This window comes from Methylosoma difficile (assembly GCF_054657615.1).
The window spans coordinates 178246-197037 of sequence record NZ_BAAHYJ010000002.1; the positions used below are offsets into that span (position 1 = coordinate 178246).

The window sequence follows — 18792 nt, forward strand, 5'->3', positions numbered from 1 at the left end:
AGTCTTTATTAGGAAAATCAAAAAATGATCGTAGCTTTGGATGGGCTGTTTAGGAAAAACCTTTCGAATATACCGTAGCCCAAATGCATTTGGTCATTATCAAAAAAAGCCTTTAGAAAAATAAGTTACCGATGCAAAGGCGTAAAAAATGGAGTAGCGGTTAAATTTATAGTGATGATAGATAATTCATCATAGGGTAGCAGAAGAAACCACCGGCTACCGATGTCAGGCTTGTGAAAGCACTGATTTATATTACCCCTTAACATTTACCAAACCACATAGGATCAAGCACCTATTCAAAAAAGCCATTTAAGTCCCACGAAATTATGAAAGAGATTGGTCAATTCTTATGCCGTTTTAGCAAACTTGAAAAACAAGGTAATGGCACGAAAATTGATAGTTATTCTAAATTGGGCTTTTTGTTGCGGATAAAACCGATTTTTAGGGCATATCACACACTACAGTATGGCAAATCACCTGTTTTTAATTTCATTCAATCATGTTATTTTTAAAGGATCCAACGCATAGCAATGCCCCTATAAAGCTTGCTGCATAAATGGCAATCCCGCTTAAAAACTGTCATGATAGAAGGCTTTAAACAGATTGCCAGTCAACCGCACCTTGCCTTACGGATAAATCAAAACGCATATGGCTTATGAATCTTTGCTAAAAAACCTTCAGGAAAAAGGCAAGCTGTCGGCTTCGGAATTAAAAAAAGTGGAACGCGTGAAAAAAACCACCATTTCCGAAAGCTTGCCGCATTTACTGGTTAAATTGGGGTTGTGTTCCGAGCATGATGTCGCCGATGCCTTTGTCGAATCGGGGCAGTTTGAACGCATCCTAGCCAGCGACATTCCGTTGGAAAGCCAGCTTCCCGATGCCATTTCCTTGCGCTTTCTTAAGCATTACCACGTTGTTGGCCTATCCCAAAGCGATGCTGATTGCCAAGTGGCGATGATGGACCCTGAAAATGACTTTGTGGTTGACGCTTTGCGTTTGGCAACCGGCAAAAACATCGGCGTCAAAGTCGGCCTGCTTTCCGAAATCGACAGCGCCTTGGAAATGCAGTACGGCGAAGGTAAATCGCAAATGGACCAAATCGTCGATGACTTGGTTTTGGACGAAGGCGGCGAAGAAGATTTGGAACACTTGAAAGACTTGGCAAGCGAAGCGCCGGTCATCAAGATGGTCAACCTGATTATGCAGCGGGCCATTGAAACCAAAGCCTCCGATATTCATATCGAACCGTTTGAGCAAAGCCTTAAGGTGCGGCTGCGCATAGATGGTGTCTTGCAGGCCATCGACGCGCCGCCGGTCAAATCCACCGCAGCGGTGATTTCACGCATCAAAATCATGGCGAAGCTCAACATTGCCGAACGCCGCTTGCCGCAAGACGGGCGCATCAAAGTGCAAATGTTGGGCAAAGAGCTGGATTTACGGGTCTCCACCATTCCTACCATGTACGGCGAAAGTGTGGTGATCCGCTTGTTAGATAAGGAAAGCACGGTACTCGATTTTGTCGCCCTGGGCTTTTCCGAACGCCATTTGCAGCAATTCGTTGACGTGTTGGCGCAACCGCATGGCATTATCCTCATCACCGGGCCGACCGGTAGCGGTAAATCCACCACGCTCTATGCGGCGCTAAAACAGCTCAATACCTCCGAGCGCAAAATTATCACGGTTGAAGACCCTGTCGAATATCAGATGGAAGGCATCAACCAAATCCAAGCCAAACCGCAAATCGGCCTGACCTTTGCTTCCGCTTTGCGCTCCATCGTCCGGCAAGACCCTGATGTCATCATGATTGGTGAGATGCGCGATTTGGAAACGGCAAAAATTGCTGTGCAATCGGCCTTGACCGGTCATTTGGTGTTATCGACTTTGCACACCAACGATGCCGCCGGTGGTATTGCCCGTTTGCTGGACATGGGTTTGGAAGAATATTTGCTCAGCTCCACTGTTAACGGCATCTTGGCGCAACGCTTGGTCAGAAAACTCTGTACCGCCTGCAAACAAGCCATGCCGCCTGCCGATAGCTTGCTGAAAGATGAACACTTCAGGCGTTTTGTGCCGGTCGGAACCACTATTTACAAACCGGTCGGCTGCCCAGCTTGTGGCGGTTTAGGCTATCGCGGGCGCCTAGCCATTATCGAGTTTTTACCGATGACCGATCCCATCCGCAAACAAATTATGGCGCACGAAGAATCCGGTAATATCCATAAACTCGCCATTGCCGAAGGTATGACGACCATGTACGAAAATGGCTTGGAGAAAGTTGCCCAAGGCATCACCACCTTAGAAGAAGTCTTGCGTGTGACCTCCGAAAGCTAATGACTTTATTTGCCTACAAAGCCATCAACACCTTGGGCGAGACCGAAGACGGCGTCCGTGATGCCGCCGACGAAAAGCAGCTGGTCGCCGCCTTGCAAGCGGAAGGCTATATGCCGATTAAAGTCAGCCCAGCTTCGCCGCGTTCGTTTTTAGGTTTGGGCGCAAGCAAAAACAAGCTGAAGCAAAAAGAAATCATTTTGTTCACCGGCGAATTGGCAACCTTATTGGAATCGGGCTTGCCGCTAGACAAGTCTTTGCTGGTGTTAAAAGAATTGGCGGATGACAATGAACGCTTGCTCAAGCTGATTGGCAAAGTGCTGGAAAAAGTCAAAAGCGGCACATCGCTTGCCGATGCCTTGGAAATGCAATCTGGCGTGTTCAGCAAGTTTTATCTGAACATGATCCGCGCCGGTGAAGCCGGTGGCAACTTGGGTGAAGTGCTGGCGCGGCTGGGTGAGTATTTGGAAAGCTCGCAAGAACTCAAGGACACTGTCAGTACCGCCTTGATTTATCCCGCTATTTTGCTGGTGATGTCATTGGCCTCGCTGTTTATCATGCTGACTTTTGTCGTGCCACAGTTTACCGAAATGTTCGAAAGCGCCGGCAAAGCCTTGCCGGTGTCGACACAAATCGTGGTCGGCCTTGCCGAATGGCTGCAAGCTTATTGGTGGGCCTTATTGTTGGTGGTTATCAGCATCTCCAGCTTTATGCGTTACGAGATGGCAGAAGCCAGCCGCAAAATCGTCTGGGATGGCCGTTTTTTAAAAATGCCTTTGTTAGGCACGATATTCCTTAACCAAGAAACCGCCAACATCAGCCGTACGCTGGGAACTTTGCTGGGTAATGGTGTTTCCATTATTTCGGCAATGGTGATCGTTCGCGAAACTGTTGACAACTTGGTCATTGCCGCCGCCATCCAAGAGGCTGAAGAACAGCTTAAACAAGGCAAACACCTGTCCGATGCCTTGTTGGACAAAGGCCTGTTCCCTAAAATGGCGATGCAAATGATAAAAATGGGCGAAGAAACCGGTCGCCTAGAAGAAATGCTGCTACGCGTCGCCACCATTTACGACAAACAGCTGCGCGTCGCCATCTCGCGGATGCTGGCGTTGCTGGAACCGGCTTTAATTATTACTTTGGGGCTGATGATTGCCGGCATTATCGTGTCAATTCTGCTGGCAATCTTAAGCGTTAACGACTTGGCTTTTTAATTAAACATACCTAACCACCATGAAACAAAATATCAGAACACAACAAACGGGTTTCACCTTGCTCGAATTGCTGGTCGTCTTGGGCATTATCGCCATGCTGGCAGGCATTGTCGGCCCACAAGTCATGAAACACATGGGCGAATCGAAAACCAAGGCCGCCAAAGTGCAAATTGAAGACCTCGCCGCCACTTTAGATATGTACAAACTGGATTTAGGCCGTTATCCCTCCAGCGAAGAAGGCTTAAGCGCATTAATTGAATCGCCCGACAGCTCCAAACCTTGGAACGGCCCCTATTTGCGCAAACAAAAAGTGCCGCTGGATCCTTGGCAACAGGAATACCACTACGTATCACCCGGCGAACACGGCAAATTCGATTTGTACTCGCTAGGTGCGGACGGTAAAGAAGGCGGCGAAGGCGAAGACCAAGACTTGGTCAGCTGGCAATAAGCCACCCCACATGACAGCCCGCCGAAAACAACAAGGCTTTACCCTGATTGAATTGCTGGTGGTGCTGTTTATTATGATTTTAGGGTTTACTGCGCTGGCGTTCAGTGTTTCTTCGGGAACGGATACCGCAAAACTGAACGCCACCGCGCGGGATATGGTCTCGGCCTTGCGCTATGCCCGTGGTCAGGCTTTGATGACACGGCAGCAAACCACGCTGGCTTTCGATTTGGACGACAACAGCTACCAGCTGAGCAACCGTGACGAAAACTACCGCATAGACCCTGACATTGAACTGACCCTCGTCACCGCCGAAAGCGAATTGACCGGCGAAGCGCAAGCGAATGTGCGGTTTTTTCCCGATGGTTCGTGTACCGGCGGCAGGATCACCCTGACCCGTGGCGCAGCCATCAGGCAAATTGATTTAAATTGGTTGACCGGTCACGTTGAACTTGAAAGCAAATAAGCAACAAGGCTTTTCTTTATTAGAAATCCTGATCGCCTTTTCCATTATGGCTTTATCGCTAGGCATTCTGCTGCGGATATTTTCCGGTGGGGTCAACACCGCGATAGTCGCCGAAGATTACAGCGCCGCCATGCAGATTGCCGAATCTTTGCTGGACAGAGTGGGCGTGGAAACCGATTTGGCGGCACAACGCAGCGAAGGCACTGAAGCGGACAAATACCGTTGGCAAGTCACCGTTGAGCCGTTTGATTTTAACCCCAACGGCAACCCGCTGACGCTCAGCACGGTGCAGCTGTTTAAAATCAGTGTTGCGGTGGAATGGGGTGAAGACGAACAAAACCCACGGCGATTGGATTTACAAACCTTGCGTTTAGCCAGCCAGCCAGCCTTCGGTAAAGTCCAATAAACATGCAAACGTCCAAAGCCGCCTACGGTTTTACACTGATGGAAGTGCTGATTGGCATGACCTTGCTGAGCATTATGGTGGTTTTGCTGTTTGCCAGCTTAAAAACTGGGGCGGACAGCTGGGAAAAAGGCGAACGCAAAATTGCCAACGTCAACGAAACCGCCGTGGTCTACCAATTTTTTAAGCGGCATTTGGCGACCGCCGAACCGCTCACTAACAATTTGGAGCCGTCAGAAAGCAAATTCGCCTTTCAAGGCGGGCGGCACCGGTTAAGTTTTGTATCGGCATTTCCGGCAAGCGCCGCCAAAACTGGTTTGCAATTGTTCACCATCGAACGTAAGGAAGATGAAGACAGCCGTTACCTGCAAGTCAAGCTAACGCCCTTTATCGCCCCCGCTAAAAAAGGCCCGGCGATACCCAGCGAAGAGGTCATCTTGCTCAACCATGTTGACGACATTTCCCTGTCGTATTTTGGTACCGACCTTGTCACCGGCAACGGTTACACTTGGCAAGACGAATGGCTGGATAAAGTTGAATTGCCGCGCTTGGTAAAAATCAACATTACGATGGCTAACGGCGATAGTTGGCCCGACATGATAATCGCCATGAAAATCACCCGCCAACCCACCGAAGCCGAACTGGCGGGGCAGGAAAATAGTGATGGTGAAACTGAAGGCGAGGCGAGCCAATAATGTTGCGTAGCAACCGGCAAACCGGCATGGCCTTGGTTTTGGTGCTGTGGATTCTTAGCCTGATGACCATTATGGGTGGCAGCTTTGCCTTAAGTATGCGCCGTGAAGCCAGTATTGTCGCGGGCGAAAAAGACAACATCCAAGCGGCGGCGGTCGCCGAATCGGGCATCGCCATCGCCGAACTGATGCTGCTAGACCCCGACAGCAAAAAACGTTGGCGCACCGACGGAAGCCTTTACGAAATGCTCTACCCGAGCGCTGACGGCATCAGCGAATGGCGGGTAAGGATTCGCTTGCAATCGGAAACGGGCAAAGTCGATTTGAACACTGCCGATGAAAAAGTCTTGCAAGCTTTGTTCAAAACCGCGCCCATAGAGCGCGAAGACCAAGACAAATTGGTGGGAGCAATCATCGATTGGCGCGATGCCGATGACCTGACCCATTTAAACGGCGCCGAACAGGAAGACTACGAAAAAGCCGGGCTGCCTTACAAACCCGCCAACCAACCGTTCCAAACGCAAGCGGAATTGAATTGGGTCATGGGTATGAATACGGACCTTTACCGCTGGCTGGAGCCACTGACCACCGTGCATTCGGGGCTTGCTCAAGTGGATTTGCAAAAAGCCGCGCCGGAAATGTTGCAAACTTTAGGCAACATCGACCCTGGGCAAATGAATGATTATTTATTGGCAAGGTTGGACAGTGCCAGAAATGACCTGCCAGCCCCCGCTTTTCCGGTCAAATCGGCGAAACAAGGAGGCGGCGGAAAAACAGAAACTATTAGTATTTTGGCTGAAGCCATCTGGATTGCCGACCGCACCGATCCAGATACCGATGACGAACCGCCGCTTGGCGCAACCGTCAACGTTGTCGTCAGCAAAGCCAATGCAGGAACAATGCCGTTTACGGTTTTACAGTGGCAGCGTAACGCCACAACGGACACCTCGCTGTTTAGCGAGGCAATGGATGATTTTTTAGTTAAACAATATGCTGAACCTAAATTCAACAATTGATCTGGATGTTAAAGCCTTTTTCCGTTGGTGGCAGCGCGAGCTGGGTTTTCTTGTGCCTGAACGCATCAAACGGCTTATTAATGACAAGCAAGGCTATTTGATTATCAGCGCCGAAAACAACCACTTGGCCTTAAGCTTTTACAACCATCAGCACACCGAAACCTTGGCCTTGCTGGAGCGCAATGAATTAGGTGTGGCGCAGTATAAAGACTTGCTGGAAAAAGACGAACGCTTGGCAAAAGCCACGACCATCTTAAGGCTTGGCAAGCACGAAGCCATCCACACTTTTTTAACATTACCATCCGCGGTTAAAGAAAACCTTGCGCAAGTGGTCAGTTACGAGCTGGACAAATACTCGCCATTTAAAGCCGAGCAAGTCTATTTTGCCGTCAAACCATTGCCGAACAGCCACAATGAAAACGGGCAAATCAATGTGTTATTGGTGATGACGCCCAAAGAACAGCTCGATGGCCTTTACGACGACCTCAAACAGCTGGGCATTGCTCCTGTATTTGCCGATTGCAGCGACCAGCCCAACGACTTGGACGACAACCGCCACCACTACAATCTGCTGCCCGACGCCTTCCGGCAAAAAGTTGCCAAAACGCCGCAGCTGATCTACTCCGGCGTGCTGGCCTTGCTGTTGCTGTTGTTTGCAGGCACGCTGATTTTGCCTATCTGGCTGGAAAGCCAAACGGTTGAGGTTTTGGCAGAAAAAGTTAAAGACATTGAAAAAGATGCCAAAAATATCAAAGCCTTGCAATCCGAAGTCAGTGCCGCTGCCGATGAAACCCAAAAGCTCATCGACCACAAAAACGCCTTGCCGCCCATGGTACAAATGCTTAACGAATTGAGTACGCTGATAAAAGACGACACTTGGCTGGCCTATGCCCAATATGCCGATGGGCATCTGCAAATCCAAGGTGAATCGCCTTCAGCATCGACGCTGATTTCCATCTTGGAAGCCTCCGAATTGTTCGCCAATGCCCGTTTTGTCTCGCCCGTCACCCAAGACAACATCAGCAAGCTCGAACGCTTCCAAATTACTGTCGATGTCACCAAACCCGGAAACCCTGATGCAAAACAATAACGACAAACAAAAGCAGCGCTGGCTGGCAGTCGGTTTGCTGGTGCTGGTGGTGGCCATCTTTGGCAGTGCGGTACTCGTGCCTTTAGTCGGTGAGTATTTGGCGCTGAGCGAAGAAAAAGAAGCTTTGGAGTTTAAACTGGCGCAGTACCAACGCATTTTAGCCACCAAAAACACCGTCATGGCTGCTGTTGAGAGCCTTAAAGGCCAGCAAGACCAACAAGGTTATTTCATCAACCAAGAGACCGATGCCCTAGCTTCGGCAGAAATGCAGGAATTGCTGAAAAAAACCATTGTAGAAGCCGGCGGTCAGCTGAGCAGTACGCAAGTCGTGCCATCGACCAACAACAAACTCGATTTTGACAGCATTAATGTCAGGGTCAGAATGACTGCCAACAGCGAAGTCCTGCGCACGGTCTTACACACTTTGGAAACGACGGCACCTTTTATTGTGATCGACCAAATTGACCTGCGTCCTTTACGTGGCACCCGCAATCCTGTCACGCGCCAATTGGAGCTGAGCAATTCGCTGAGCGTCAATTTCCAAGCCGTCAGCTTCATGAGGAAAAAGCCCGAATGAACAACAAACTCCTCAGTCTTTTGCTCGCCGTCTGCGTGCCGTTAGTCTTGATAATCACGGTGGAATGGCTGTTCGCCATGCACAGCCGGGAAGCGGCTTTATCCAGCCAAGCCAGCAACATCAAAAACACAGCGCCCTCGGCAATGCCCAGTTTAGACTTAAGCGCTTCTAACGAAGAAAACTATGACCAATTGGTCAGCCGCCCCTTGTTTCTTAAAGGCCGCCGACCCGTTCCAGAAACGGCAACCGATTCCAGCCAAAACGCCATTGTGCAGGCTAATTTTGACTGGCAGCTCAGTGGCGTCTACTTTACCCCCAAAGGTCCCGCCGCGTTATTTAACCGTGCCACCACCAAAGTGCCTAAAGACAACTTTCGTCGTATTACACTTGACGGCAACCTAGATGGCTGGAAGCTCGCGGAAATTACCAAAGATAAAGTCGTCCTTACGCTTGCCGACAACAAAAAAGAACTGCCTTTATTTAAAGCCAAACCCAAATTGACAACGCAGCCCAACTTGCCTGCCATACCGCCACCTGGCGCAGAGCCGCAACCGGAAACGCCCGACATTCAACCTGAAGAAGAACTTATTGAAGACTGACTTGACAATGGCCTCTATGAAAACCTTAAAAAAACTAGCAACCGCCTCGTGCTTGGTCACGATGGGTTTAACGCTTACCGGCTGTGAACTATTAAGCCCCAGACCTTCCCGTCTTCTGCCGCTGGAACCTGTCGCTAAAGCGTCGGACACCTATAAAAACATCGACACCCAGAATAAAACCAGCAAAACCGCCCAGCCTTTAAAAGGCGAACTGTTTCCTGGCAACGACCGTTTTATCACCAACACCCCTGGCTACCGGAAAGTCGATGCCAGCAAAACGGGCAGTTACGGCTTGGATTTTTTTGAAGCGGATTTAGCCGAAGTTGCCAAAACCATCTTAGGCGAAATCATGGGTGAAAGTTACGTCATCAACCCCAAAGTGACTGGTAAAGTCACTTTACAAACCACGCACTCGCTTGCCAAAGAAGAGCTGCTGCCCACCTTGGAAATGGTGTTGCGGATGAACAATGCCGCGCTGGTCAAAGTCGGAAAAATTTATCATATCGAACCGGCTTCCGATGCCTTGCTAACCTCCGACATCACCTCAACCAGCCAACCTGGTTACCAAACCCGTGTCGTGCCGGTGCGTAATGTTGCCGTGCAGGACATTGTTGAAGTCATCAAACCCTTGGTGGGCGAAAAAACCATCTTAACTGTCGATGGCGCACGCAACATCTTGGTGGCTTCCGGCACCGCCGATGAAATCGCACGGGTGCTGGATATGGTGGCCACTTTCGATATTGACGTGCTCAAAGGCCGTTCATTTGGCCTGTTCCCATTGGCCCATGTCGAACCCGACACCATTATTGAAGAACTGGAAGCGGTTTTTGATAAAGACGGCAAAGGCGATGAATCGGAATTTTTCCGTTTTATAGCCATTGAACGCTTGAACGCCGTGATGGCGATTACCCATCAGGCACGTTATTTAAACGATATTGAAACCTGGGTGCATCGCTTGGATAAAGCCAGTTCGGCAACCGGTGGCGGCGTTTATGTTTACCGAGCCCAACATGCCGATGCTGAAGAATTGTCGGACACCTTAAACGAAATTTTTACCGGCACCCAAAAACGCGACAGTTCGGCAAAAGTCTCGCCAGGCCAACGCTCTAGCCAGTTGTCCAATAAATCTGCCAGCAATAACAACGCCACTGGCAATGCCGGCAATACCGGTAATAACGCGGCAGGCGGCAGTTCCAATGCCAGTACCGGCTCGTCGTTGTCGTCCAGCCGAAGCAAAAAAAGCGCATCGCTTGGTGGCAGTAGCCGCCGTTCTTCGTCCGGTACGGGCGGCGATGTGCAAGTTTCCAATGTTGATAACGTCAGGATCATCTCCGACAAGGCCAACAACTCCATCATAGTCGTTGCCACACCGCGCGAGTACGAAGTGATTTTGCCCATCATCAAACAATTGGACATCTTGCCGCTACAAGTGCTGATTGATGCCACCATTGTTTCAGTCAAGTTGAAAGATGATTTGCAATACGGTATTTCTTGGTATTTATCCAACAGAAACTCTTCTATTGGCAGCAACAAGGCCGATTCAACCGGATTAACATCGGTAGCTGCCGCAGCCGCAGCCGCATCAACAGGTGGCCTCAGTACCGTCTACAGTTCCGGCACAGTTAAAGCCTTGCTAAACGCGCAATCGGATCTGAATAACGTTAAAGTCATTTCATCGCCTTCATTAATGGTGCTGAACAACCAAGAAGCAAAAATTAACGTGGGTGACCAAGTGCCTATCCAAACCAGCACCACTTCTGTACCCATCTCCAGCAGTACCGATGGCGCATCCTTAGCCCAAACGGCTTCCATACAATACAAAGACACCGGGGTAACGCTGGAAGTCACACCGCGTGTCAACGCCAATGGCATGGTGATTATGGAAATCACGCAAATCGTCAGTAACGTGGTCGAACAAAGCCAAGGCGTTACTAGTACCGCCACCATCAATAAGAAAGAGATTGAAAGCTCGGTCGCCGTTCAAGATGGCGAAACCATTGTTTTGGGTGGTTTGATTGACAACTCCGACACCGATACAAAAAATGGCATTCCGTTTTTGCAAGAACTGCCTTGGGTGGGGTCGTTATTTGGTTCAACCACACGTAAAAATGACCGCAACGAATTGGTGGTGCTGATTACCCCACGGGTGGTGAAAAGCAAACAGGATTCGCGTCTGATTTCTGATGAATTCAAACGCAAATTGACGGGCATTTACGACACCCGCCCCACCACCAGCTACTACCGTCGTTAATCGGCATAAAAAAAGGCCCTTCAGGTTTTCAAAACCTGAAGGGCCTTAGTCTTTAAAAAGCCAAGATCGGGTTTACACCCAGCACCGCTTAGTAAGTAATAATTTCTTCGCCTTTACAAACCATGATGACATCGGCAGGGCGTGCGGCAAACAAGCCGACGGCAACCACACCTGTGATTTGGTTGATAGCGGCTTCCAAATTAATGGGTTCCAAAATAGTCAAATTGTGGACATCCAAAATGTGGTTGTGGTTATCGGTCACGCAGCCTTCACGCCAAACGGGCTGACCGCCCAATTTCACCAACTCGCGCGCCACATAGCTTCTTGCCATGGGGATGACTTCAACAGGCAACGGGAATTTGCCCAACACGTCTACGCGTTTGCTGTCATCGGCGATACAGATAAATTTTTTGCTGGCGGCAGCAATGATTTTTTCACGGGTCAACGCCGCGCCGCCGCCTTTAATCAATTGTTTGTTCGGGTTAATTTCGTCAGCACCGTCAACATACACTTCCAATTCGCCGACTTCGTTCAAGTCCAATACTGGAATGCCCAAACTTTTCAAACGCTCGGTAGTGCCGACTGAGCTGGACACAGTGCCATCAATCGAACCTTTCATGTCTGCCAAATAATTGATGAAATGGTTGACAGTGGAACCTGTGCCTACGCCGATGACAGGCACATTTTTAATATAGTCTAAGGCGGCAAAAGCCACTTTTTGTTTTAACTCGTCTTGGGTCATAGTAGTTACCGTAATTTCAGTAAAGTCATAAATTGGGTGTGCGATAATAACCCAGAAACACACATTCTTCAGCCGATTTTTTAGCAAATGCCGCAAACCTACATAGAAAAAATACTCCGCGCCAAAGTTTACGACGTCGCCACCGAAACGCCTTTGGACTTTGCCCGCTCGCTCTCCGAACGCCTCAACAACCACGTTTACTTAAAACGCGAAGATTTGCAATCGGTGTTCTCGTTCAAATTGCGCGGCGCTTACAACAAAATGTCGCTGCTCAATGCCGCCGAACGCAGCTGCGGCGTTATTGCCGCCTCGGCAGGCAACCACGCCCAAGGCGTGGCCTTAGCCGCCAAACGCTTAGGTATCAATGCCTTAATTGTCATGCCAACCACCACGCCGGAAATCAAAATCAAATCCGTCAAAGCCATGGGCGCAGAAACGGTCTTGTTTGGCGATGCCTATAACGATGCCTATCAACATGCCCACGCACTGGCAGCAGAAAGTGGGCGCGTGTTCATCCACCCTTATGACGATCCTGATGTCATTGCCGGACAAGGCACTGTGGCGATGGAAATCTTGCGCCAACAAACCGGCGACTTGCATGCCATTTTCGTTCCCGTCGGCGGCGGTGGTCTGATTGCCGGTGTGGCGGTCTATGCCAAATTTGTCCGCCCCGACATCAAAATCATCGGCGTTGAACCCGACGATGCCGATTGCCTTAACCGCGCCCTGCAAGCCAACGAACGCGTCATCATCGAACAAGTCGGCCTGTTTGCCGATGGCGTGGCGGTCAAACAAGTGGGCGAGGAACCGTTCCGCTTGGCGCAACGCTACGTGGACGAAGTCATTACCGTCAACACCGACGAAATTTGCGCCGCTATCAAAGACATTTTTGATGATACCCGCTCCATTTCCGAACCCGCCGGTGCGTTGGCGGTTGCCGGTTTAAAAAAATACGTCGAACGCGAACAAGCGCAAGGGCAAACCTTGGTGGCTATCGACAGCGGCGCGAACATCAATTTTGACCGCCTGCGCTATGTTGCCGAACGCGCCCAAGTCGGCGAACATCGGGAAATCTTATTGGCGGTCACTATTCCTGAAGTGCCGGGCAGCTTCTTAAATTTCTGTAAACTGTTGGGCGGACGCAGTATTACCGAATTCAACTACCGCTATTTTGATGCCGCCGCCGCGCAAGTCTTCGTCGGTGTTTCCAGCAGCGGTCTGGAAGCGGACCGCGCCGCCCTGATTGGGCAACTGCAGCAGCACGGCTTCGCCATCACCGACATGACCGCCAACGAACTGGCGAAAGAACACATCCGCTACATGGTCGGCGGACACGCGCCTTGCGAACTGAACGAAATCATCTACAGCGTTGAATTCCCTGAACGCCCCGGCGCACTGTTGAAATTTCTGACCGAGCTGGGCGGGCGCTGGAACATCAGCCTGTTCCATTACCGCAACCACGGCGCCGCGTTTGGCAAAGTCTTGATGGGCTTGCAGATTGCCCCCGCCGAACAAACCGCTTTCCAGCAATGTTTGCAAGACTTAGGCTTTGTTTATAAAGAAGAAACTTTCAATCCGGCATACCGTTTGTTTTCGGGTGGGGCAGCAAAATAAAGCCTGATGTCGTGGCTGTTTTAGAGGTTCAAAAAACCGTTTTGGTCGAATTCAAAAAAACACGGGTCAATTGGTTTTGGAGCCTTTATGGGATTTAAATTCGGCGCAATACCCGATGGTTATTGCGACCAACCTCGCTGGCTACAAACCGTACAAGCCAACGCCAAAATGATTATGCAGGTGCATGACAAACTGGCGTTTGAAACTGCCGAGGATTGTTTGGAAGACTGTATCGCCAAAATACGCGTACTAATGTGCGCGGCAGTGGAATTGGCTGCGCGGTTGTTGGTGGATGCCTGCGTAGGTGGGAATTGGGATGAGGCACATTGGATTTTTTGGAGATTATGACTGTATAGTTAGCGCAGCACTTTTTAGGTGTATAGCGTTTTGGGTAAAAAGGTTGTTAACAGAAAACTAAGCTGTTATGTTCTTGATTCAAAAAATTGTGGGTAAAAATATACGCCGTTTTTTGAGTTTTCTATGACATCTGAAAAGGTGTTTACTTAACGTTATGTGTAGGATCAGTTATTAGCATGAGTCGAAAGCAATTCATTGAATCTCAAGGTGCCACATGCAGTAATTGGCAGTGGAGCTGGTCATTCATAAATGAAAAAGAAAAAATAATTATTTTTGGGGTTTGGGACATCTACACAGATGGACTTATTTTCAGTGAAGCCTGGCAAGTTCCTCGCAATGGTAGGAAACCGCTCGGTTACAATCAGTCGAGAGAACACATTAGACTGATTGAAGAGGAAGGGTATCAATTAAAAACTTTTCCAATGAAACTGAAACGCTCAGATGCTGTAGAAGATGAAAATAGCCCCCCGAAAATAGAAGATTTTGAACCTACTTTAAGCTCTAAGTCATTAGCAAAAGTTGGAGAGAACTGGTATGCCACTGATAATACAATCAGAGGCATACTTCCCGAAGAGGTGGCTTCACCGGAGTATTATTTTGAGGGCGCATCCAAAAAAGTGTCAGTCAATACTTATGAGCGAAATGCCGAAGCCAGAACAAAGTGCATTAAACACCATGGTTACGCTTGTGTAGTTTGTTCCTTTGATTTCAAAAAGTTCTATGGCGCAATTGGTGAGAATTATATTCATGTCCATCACGTTGTTCCTTTGTCTGAAATTAAAAAGGAATATGAGTTAGATCCAGTGAAAGATTTAATTCCTGTGTGTCCAAATTGCCATGCAATAATCCACAAAACTCAACCAGCATTGACGGTAGAGCAATTGAAGCAGCATTTGGTCGGTAGCAGGGATAGCACATAACAAGTCAGTCAAATGGACGAGCCGCCCGTAGTGGTGTTTGGCGCATGGTTTTAAATCAGGGTTCGGTGGCTTCGCTTAAGTTCTCAGAGCGGCACGCCCCTTTTACCGTAACGTTAGGCATATGAAGAATAGTGAATATGCAAATTTCTGAGAGTGGAATTGATTGTTTAGCAGAGGCTGTATTTGTTGTTGAAAACCCGCAGGTTGTTGAAGCGTATTCGGAATATGATCTAGAGCCGATTTATTTTAGTTCTTCGTCAGAATTGTCTAATTACATTAAACATAAATTGGCTTTACCTAAGGGACTTGCTTATATATATGTTGTTTACCCAGATATGGAAGGTCAAGCAATTAAAAGGAAAATTGAACTTAATCCTTTAAAAGTTCCGAATCACAAATTCAGGTATACATGGGAAGGCTGGGGATTAATATCAATTCAAGTAGCATCAACAGAAATTGGCTTACCCTCGAGTGTGAACGCAAACTCGGAAGCTCGAGCCATCAAATGGGAACATACCAACCGTGAAATAGACCCACCGTCTTTATGGAATTGGGCGGCAGTTAAAAGGCACACAAGTAGGCTTCGGCGCATACTTAAAAAACATGCCTAACAAGGCGTTGCAGCTCGTTCCGGCGCTGCGCGCCTCCACTGGACAGGTTTTAAGTTGCAGTTTTGTGGTTCGCTTCGCTCATTATTCCACAAAACTGCAACTTAAAACCTGCCGCTGAACTTAACGTTGGGCAACAAAAGCACGGGAAAATTTGATGAAAATAAGATGGTCAATTATCGCCCTTTTGTTGGCATCTACCCATTTATGGGCACAGGAAGTCTTCACAAAAAATGGGAATGTCTATTTTAAAGACAATCAGGATAAAGTTGTCCAAGTGACAACATCCGGTCAAGATTATGCTCCAAGCCTTTCCCAAAATGGAAAACTTATTGCTTTTGTGCGGGACACACTAAATTTATTTGTTAGCACTGGTTCAGGTGATGTATCGGCCACAGAGCTTTGGTTGCTGAATCTTGAAACTCAAAAGGCTGACTTATTAGTTAGGGGAAAAGAGGATGCGCAAATAGAAAAAACGCTTGCGGGCTTTGAATCCCCTCGTTTTTCTCCAGACAACCGATCGATTTACTTCATTAGCGCAGCTTGGGCAACATCAGGCTCGATTCAAAAAATTGAGCTTGACACTAAAAAAATTCAATTTCTTACTGACGGCGTAACACTTGAGGTAATCTCTAATAAAGGCGAATATAACGGCTTTCTTCTCGTTGATAAGGCACTTATAAAACTCGATAAAGATGGTGATAGCCTAGGACGGGATTTATATTTATGGCTTATTTCTCCTAATGGAAACCCCCTCAAAGAAATTGGTCAGGGTGAAAGTAAAGAAGCTCTGGAATTCAGAAAAAACGCACAGAATCGGTAGGTTTCGTGTTTGCCAAATATCATGTTTTAGTTGGTAGTGGTTGGGCTTTGGCGAGCATTACCAAGCCCATCAAGTCAGTCAAAGGGGCGTGCCCCTTACCGTAACATTAGGCATCAGAATGCGAATCCTCCCCCTAACTACCACGCTATTCCTGACAAGCCTCTCCTGCCAAGCAGGCTACTCCGAGTACCACTTTTTGGCACTGCCTGCGTGCGAGTCATTTTCGATTTCCTCGGACGCCGTTGCTCCAGATGCAAGTTCGCCTCAGGCCAGTGCAGAGTACAAAGCGTACATATCTGCAAAACATCCTGACAGAGCGTCCTTTTTCTCTCTCTACATCGCACCACAATCAACTGAGCGTTGGGCCGATTGTCGAGAAACTGAGAAAGAGATCGCTTGCACGGTGGTCGGGCAGTTCAGGTACCAGTCATTTACATGCCCACTCGGCCAGTCGAAGCAATGGTCGCGCTCATGTACGACCAGCGGTGGCAAGGTCGGCGAGTTGAAGATCTATTCTGTCGATACGGCGGAATACGAACTCGGTGGCAAGCCGATCGTCAATCAGTACCTGCAGGCGGATCGATCACGATTCACAGCTCAATGCAAGAAGAAACCAATTCGTCCCTAGCTCGTAGGGTGCATAAGCGAAGCGCCATGCACCACATCGGAATTCGCTAGTTCCTAAGCTCCAGCTTGGGAACTAGCTAAGTTCAGCGCAATGCCCGTTGGTGATTGTGACCTACGTCCCTCGGCACGCCCAACGCTTCAGATAATGGAATTTGTATCGAATGATTGAATACCGTGAGAACCAACCGCTTGAACCTGTCGAAGTCGCTCGTGTCTTCGAGGCATCGGGCATTGCCAGACCAACGAAAGATATTCCGCGCATCGCGCAAATGTTCGCGAATGCAAATGTTGTCATTTCTGCGTGGGACGGAGCCCGCCTAATCGGCGTAAGTCGGGCGCTGACGGACTTCAGTTATTGCTGTTATCTCTCCGATCTTGCAGTTGACCTCGCCTATCAGAAACATGGCATTGGCCGTGAGCTAATTCGACGCACCCAGGTCATTATTGGAGAAGAAGTCTCTCTTATTCTGATGTCCGCACCCGATGCCATGGCCTATTATCCAAAGGTTGGTTTTTCGCTTGCAGACAACGCCTATGTCATTCGAAGGAAGCGCTAATCAAGAAGCCAAGTATGTTTTCTACGATGAATTTGCAACTCGATAAGATGAGCCACATAGGATGTGCTGTACCCAAAGGGCATAAAAGGTACGAAGTGCATCTGTCGGGTGTCCAAACGCGCATGATGCGCCTCCTATCGTCGGCCCATCCTATAAACTAACACTATACGCCTCGGGAGTATGAATGAATATTGAGACCAAGAACGATCTCATCGAAGAGATTCTCGCTGCATGGAAAAATCGCATTGGAGATGACTACTTGGGCTATAAGGGGCATGTCTATCGGATGTTTAATTTCTGTTTGGCGCTTCATCCCTGCACCGAGGAAGAAAAGATCAAATTAGCCATTGCCGCCTGTTTTCACGATATTGGTCTTTGGTCCGCCCATACCGTAGATTACATCCCGCCTTCTGCATCCGAAGTAAAGCGGTACTTAACAGAAACGGAGCGGCAGGCATGGGCTGAGGAAATTGGCCTAATGGTCGAGATGCACCACAAGGTACGCACCTATAAGAATGACCGTTATCCGCTGGTGGAACTCTTCAGGAAAGGCGATTTGGTTGATTTTTCTCTTGGTTTTTTCAAATTCGGCATTCCTTCTGCCTATGTCAGTAATGTCAAGAAGACTATACCAAACAATGGTTTTCACCGATTTCTCATGAAAGGCGCACGCGAGTGGTTTGCAAAACATCCGTTCAGTCCACCTCCGTTCATGAAGTGGTAACTCGAAGATGCGCCTCCTATCGTCGGCACATCCTATAAACTCTAGCTTCGAGCGCGTAGTGCGCATTAGCGATAGCGTCATGCGCCGGATGTTTGAAAGCCAACATGCGGTGCAATACGGCTATCGCCTATTGCACCCTACATTCCGCCAGAAACAATCCACTACCTAAAAAACTTCCGTTTATTATTTTCAAAATCCAAGCGATGTAGGCGTTCAATCTCAGCCAGTACGTCTTCAGGTCGGGTTTCCATTTCCAAGTCAGCCAATTCGCTGTCTTCATCATCGACAATCCCCAGATTTTTTTGAATGGCATCCAGCATCTGCAAGACTCGGGTCAATTCGTGCTCTGCCAACAAGCCGATGTGTAAGTTCAAATCCGCCCGGCGCTCGTTTTCTTCGCTTTGACGGTTTTGGCTGATGAGAACAAAGGTCGAGAGAAATATCGCTTCCAAGGAAACGATCATCGTCAGCAGTCCGTAAGGAAATGGGTCAAAAGGAGGGATACCTATATAGCCATTGTTCAGCACTATCCAAACCCAAAACCAACCAATGTGGATGTAGACAAAAAACATGCAGCCGGAAAACGAGGTAATGGTATCGGCGATGCGGTCTTGAAAATGCCGTTGCTTAGCCGCTTTTTCACGAAGCTGGATAATCGTGCGAATATTGCCTTCGATGACGTTACTGATTCCGGATTTGTCTTGTTGCTCGTTGGTCGATTCGTTTTTAGGCATGTTTT

The 18792-nt window shown here is 48.6% G+C and carries 21 protein-coding genes; 19 read left to right on the forward strand and 2 right to left on the reverse strand.

Annotation, left to right across the window (positions count from 1 at the left end):
• The first annotated feature begins 648 nt into the window (after positions 1-648).
• From gspE to gspD, 11 genes are read left to right on the forward strand one after another with little or no spacing between them, the layout of a single operon-like run.
• Complete coding sequence (gene gspE / locus ACYQ1O_RS06250) at positions 649-2331, forward strand: type II secretion system ATPase GspE (RefSeq protein WP_459990797.1); 1683 nt, start codon at positions 649-651, stop codon at positions 2329-2331.
• Positions 2331-3542 carry a type II secretion system F family protein gene (locus ACYQ1O_RS06255; RefSeq protein WP_459990798.1) on the forward strand — a complete coding sequence of 404 codons (1212 nt, stop codon included), beginning with the start codon at positions 2331-2333 and terminating at the stop codon, positions 3540-3542. Before gspE ends, ACYQ1O_RS06255 begins: the two co-directional genes overlap by 1 nt.
• Before the next feature lie 19 nt (positions 3543-3561).
• Complete coding sequence (gspG, locus tag ACYQ1O_RS06260; protein WP_459990799.1) at positions 3562-3990, forward strand: type II secretion system major pseudopilin GspG; 429 nt, start codon at positions 3562-3564, stop codon at positions 3988-3990.
• 10 nt (positions 3991-4000) lie between these two features.
• Positions 4001-4453: a GspH/FimT family pseudopilin gene (locus ACYQ1O_RS06265; RefSeq protein WP_459990800.1), complete on the forward strand. Its 453-nt coding sequence runs from the start codon at positions 4001-4003 to the stop codon at positions 4451-4453.
• On the forward strand, positions 4440-4859 hold the full coding sequence (locus tag ACYQ1O_RS06270; RefSeq protein ID WP_459990801.1) for a type IV pilus modification PilV family protein: 420 nt from the start codon (positions 4440-4442) through the stop codon (positions 4857-4859). Before ACYQ1O_RS06265 ends, ACYQ1O_RS06270 begins: the two co-directional genes overlap by 14 nt.
• Before the next feature lie 2 nt (positions 4860-4861).
• Complete coding sequence (locus ACYQ1O_RS06275) at positions 4862-5551, forward strand: prepilin-type N-terminal cleavage/methylation domain-containing protein (protein WP_459990802.1); 690 nt, start codon at positions 4862-4864, stop codon at positions 5549-5551.
• Entirely contained in the window at positions 5551-6564 is a 1014-nt protein-coding gene (locus ACYQ1O_RS06280; RefSeq protein WP_459990803.1) for a type II secretion system minor pseudopilin, read from the forward strand. The genes ACYQ1O_RS06275 and ACYQ1O_RS06280 overlap by 1 nt, the downstream gene beginning before the upstream one ends.
• The gene (locus ACYQ1O_RS06285) at positions 6539-7654 is read left to right on the forward strand and encodes a PilN domain-containing protein (protein ID WP_459990804.1); all 1116 of its coding nucleotides are present in this window, start codon (positions 6539-6541) and stop codon (positions 7652-7654) included. The genes ACYQ1O_RS06280 and ACYQ1O_RS06285 overlap by 26 nt, the downstream gene beginning before the upstream one ends.
• Positions 7641-8231, forward strand: a complete 591-nt coding sequence (gspM, locus tag ACYQ1O_RS06290) for a type II secretion system protein GspM (RefSeq protein WP_459990805.1) — start codon at positions 7641-7643, stop codon at positions 8229-8231. Before ACYQ1O_RS06285 ends, gspM begins: the two co-directional genes overlap by 14 nt.
• Positions 8228-8830 (forward strand): hypothetical protein, encoded by a 603-nt coding sequence (locus ACYQ1O_RS06295; RefSeq protein ID WP_459990806.1) that lies wholly within the window; start codon positions 8228-8230, stop codon positions 8828-8830. Before gspM ends, ACYQ1O_RS06295 begins: the two co-directional genes overlap by 4 nt.
• Before the next feature lie 16 nt (positions 8831-8846).
• A complete protein-coding gene (gspD, locus tag ACYQ1O_RS06300; protein ID WP_459990808.1) occupies positions 8847-11081 on the forward strand; it encodes a type II secretion system secretin GspD in 2235 nt (744 codons plus the stop codon).
• An 88-nt stretch (positions 11082-11169) separates the two neighbouring features.
• On the opposite strand, the gene rpiA is transcribed toward gspD, so the two are convergent.
• Positions 11170-11823, reverse strand: coding sequence for a ribose-5-phosphate isomerase RpiA (gene rpiA / locus ACYQ1O_RS06305; RefSeq protein ID WP_459990809.1), 654 nt, complete (start codon positions 11821-11823; stop codon positions 11170-11172).
• A gap of 87 nt (positions 11824-11910) precedes the next feature.
• On the opposite strand from rpiA, the gene ilvA reads away from it, so the two are divergent.
• The 8 genes from ilvA to ACYQ1O_RS06345 all read left to right on the forward strand — a co-directional run bounded on the left by ilvA (position 11911) and on the right by ACYQ1O_RS06345 (position 18053).
• A complete protein-coding gene (gene ilvA, locus ACYQ1O_RS06310) occupies positions 11911-13437 on the forward strand; it encodes a threonine ammonia-lyase, biosynthetic (protein WP_459990810.1) in 1527 nt (508 codons plus the stop codon).
• An 87-nt stretch (positions 13438-13524) separates the two neighbouring features.
• A complete protein-coding gene (locus ACYQ1O_RS06315) occupies positions 13525-13785 on the forward strand; it encodes a DNA polymerase (RefSeq protein WP_459990811.1) in 261 nt (86 codons plus the stop codon).
• Between the two features lie 185 nt (positions 13786-13970).
• A complete protein-coding gene (locus tag ACYQ1O_RS06320) occupies positions 13971-14714 on the forward strand; it encodes an HNH endonuclease (protein WP_459990812.1) in 744 nt (247 codons plus the stop codon).
• A 137-nt stretch (positions 14715-14851) separates the two neighbouring features.
• Complete coding sequence (locus tag ACYQ1O_RS06325) at positions 14852-15325, forward strand: hypothetical protein (protein ID WP_459990813.1); 474 nt, start codon at positions 14852-14854, stop codon at positions 15323-15325.
• A gap of 154 nt (positions 15326-15479) precedes the next feature.
• Positions 15480-16145 carry a TolB family protein gene (locus ACYQ1O_RS06330; RefSeq protein WP_459990814.1) on the forward strand — a complete coding sequence of 222 codons (666 nt, stop codon included), beginning with the start codon at positions 15480-15482 and terminating at the stop codon, positions 16143-16145.
• Between the two features lie 118 nt (positions 16146-16263).
• Positions 16264-16773 carry a hypothetical protein gene (locus ACYQ1O_RS06335; RefSeq protein WP_459990815.1) on the forward strand — a complete coding sequence of 170 codons (510 nt, stop codon included), beginning with the start codon at positions 16264-16266 and terminating at the stop codon, positions 16771-16773.
• A gap of 160 nt (positions 16774-16933) precedes the next feature.
• Positions 16934-17329 (forward strand): GNAT family N-acetyltransferase, encoded by a 396-nt coding sequence (locus tag ACYQ1O_RS06340; protein WP_459990816.1) that lies wholly within the window; start codon positions 16934-16936, stop codon positions 17327-17329.
• Positions 17330-17513: 184 nt separating this feature from the next.
• Positions 17514-18053 carry a hypothetical protein gene (locus ACYQ1O_RS06345; RefSeq protein ID WP_459990817.1) on the forward strand — a complete coding sequence of 180 codons (540 nt, stop codon included), beginning with the start codon at positions 17514-17516 and terminating at the stop codon, positions 18051-18053.
• A 161-nt stretch (positions 18054-18214) separates the two neighbouring features.
• Here the strand turns inward: ACYQ1O_RS06345 and ACYQ1O_RS06350 are convergent, their stop codons facing one another.
• Positions 18215-18787, reverse strand: a complete 573-nt coding sequence (locus ACYQ1O_RS06350; RefSeq protein ID WP_459990818.1) for a DUF1003 domain-containing protein — start codon at positions 18785-18787, stop codon at positions 18215-18217.
• Positions 18788-18792: the final 5 nt, after the last annotated feature.

Excerpts from the sequence above, each read along its gene's own strand:
- gspE (WP_459990797.1), top strand. The coding sequence starts at position 649 with ATGGCTTATGAATCTTTGCTAAAAAACCTTCAGGAAAAAGGCAAGCTG.
- ACYQ1O_RS06255 (WP_459990798.1), top strand. The coding sequence starts at position 2,331 with ATGACTTTATTTGCCTACAAAGCCATCAACACCTTGGGCGAGACCGAA.
- gspG (WP_459990799.1), top strand. The coding sequence starts at position 3,562 with ATGAAACAAAATATCAGAACACAACAAACGGGTTTCACCTTGCTCGAA.
- ACYQ1O_RS06265 (WP_459990800.1), top strand. The coding sequence starts at position 4,001 with ATGACAGCCCGCCGAAAACAACAAGGCTTTACCCTGATTGAATTGCTG.
- ACYQ1O_RS06275 (WP_459990802.1), top strand. The coding sequence starts at position 4,862 with ATGCAAACGTCCAAAGCCGCCTACGGTTTTACACTGATGGAAGTGCTG.
- ACYQ1O_RS06280 (WP_459990803.1), top strand. The coding sequence starts at position 5,551 with ATGTTGCGTAGCAACCGGCAAACCGGCATGGCCTTGGTTTTGGTGCTG.
- ACYQ1O_RS06285 (WP_459990804.1), top strand. The coding sequence starts at position 6,539 with ATGCTGAACCTAAATTCAACAATTGATCTGGATGTTAAAGCCTTTTTC.
- gspM (WP_459990805.1), top strand. The coding sequence starts at position 7,641 with ATGCAAAACAATAACGACAAACAAAAGCAGCGCTGGCTGGCAGTCGGT.
- ACYQ1O_RS06295 (WP_459990806.1), top strand. The coding sequence starts at position 8,228 with ATGAACAACAAACTCCTCAGTCTTTTGCTCGCCGTCTGCGTGCCGTTA.
- gspD (WP_459990808.1), top strand. The coding sequence starts at position 8,847 with ATGAAAACCTTAAAAAAACTAGCAACCGCCTCGTGCTTGGTCACGATG.
- rpiA (WP_459990809.1), bottom strand. The coding sequence starts at position 11,823 with ATGACCCAAGACGAGTTAAAACAAAAAGTGGCTTTTGCCGCCTTAGAC.
- ilvA (WP_459990810.1), top strand. The coding sequence starts at position 11,911 with ATGCCGCAAACCTACATAGAAAAAATACTCCGCGCCAAAGTTTACGAC.
- ACYQ1O_RS06315 (WP_459990811.1), top strand. The coding sequence starts at position 13,525 with ATGGGATTTAAATTCGGCGCAATACCCGATGGTTATTGCGACCAACCT.
- ACYQ1O_RS06320 (WP_459990812.1), top strand. The coding sequence starts at position 13,971 with ATGAGTCGAAAGCAATTCATTGAATCTCAAGGTGCCACATGCAGTAAT.
- ACYQ1O_RS06325 (WP_459990813.1), top strand. The coding sequence starts at position 14,852 with ATGCAAATTTCTGAGAGTGGAATTGATTGTTTAGCAGAGGCTGTATTT.
- ACYQ1O_RS06330 (WP_459990814.1), top strand. The coding sequence starts at position 15,480 with ATGAAAATAAGATGGTCAATTATCGCCCTTTTGTTGGCATCTACCCAT.
- ACYQ1O_RS06335 (WP_459990815.1), top strand. The coding sequence starts at position 16,264 with ATGCGAATCCTCCCCCTAACTACCACGCTATTCCTGACAAGCCTCTCC.
- ACYQ1O_RS06340 (WP_459990816.1), top strand. The coding sequence starts at position 16,934 with ATGATTGAATACCGTGAGAACCAACCGCTTGAACCTGTCGAAGTCGCT.
- ACYQ1O_RS06345 (WP_459990817.1), top strand. The coding sequence starts at position 17,514 with ATGAATATTGAGACCAAGAACGATCTCATCGAAGAGATTCTCGCTGCA.
- ACYQ1O_RS06350 (WP_459990818.1), bottom strand. The coding sequence starts at position 18,787 with ATGCCTAAAAACGAATCGACCAACGAGCAACAAGACAAATCCGGAATC.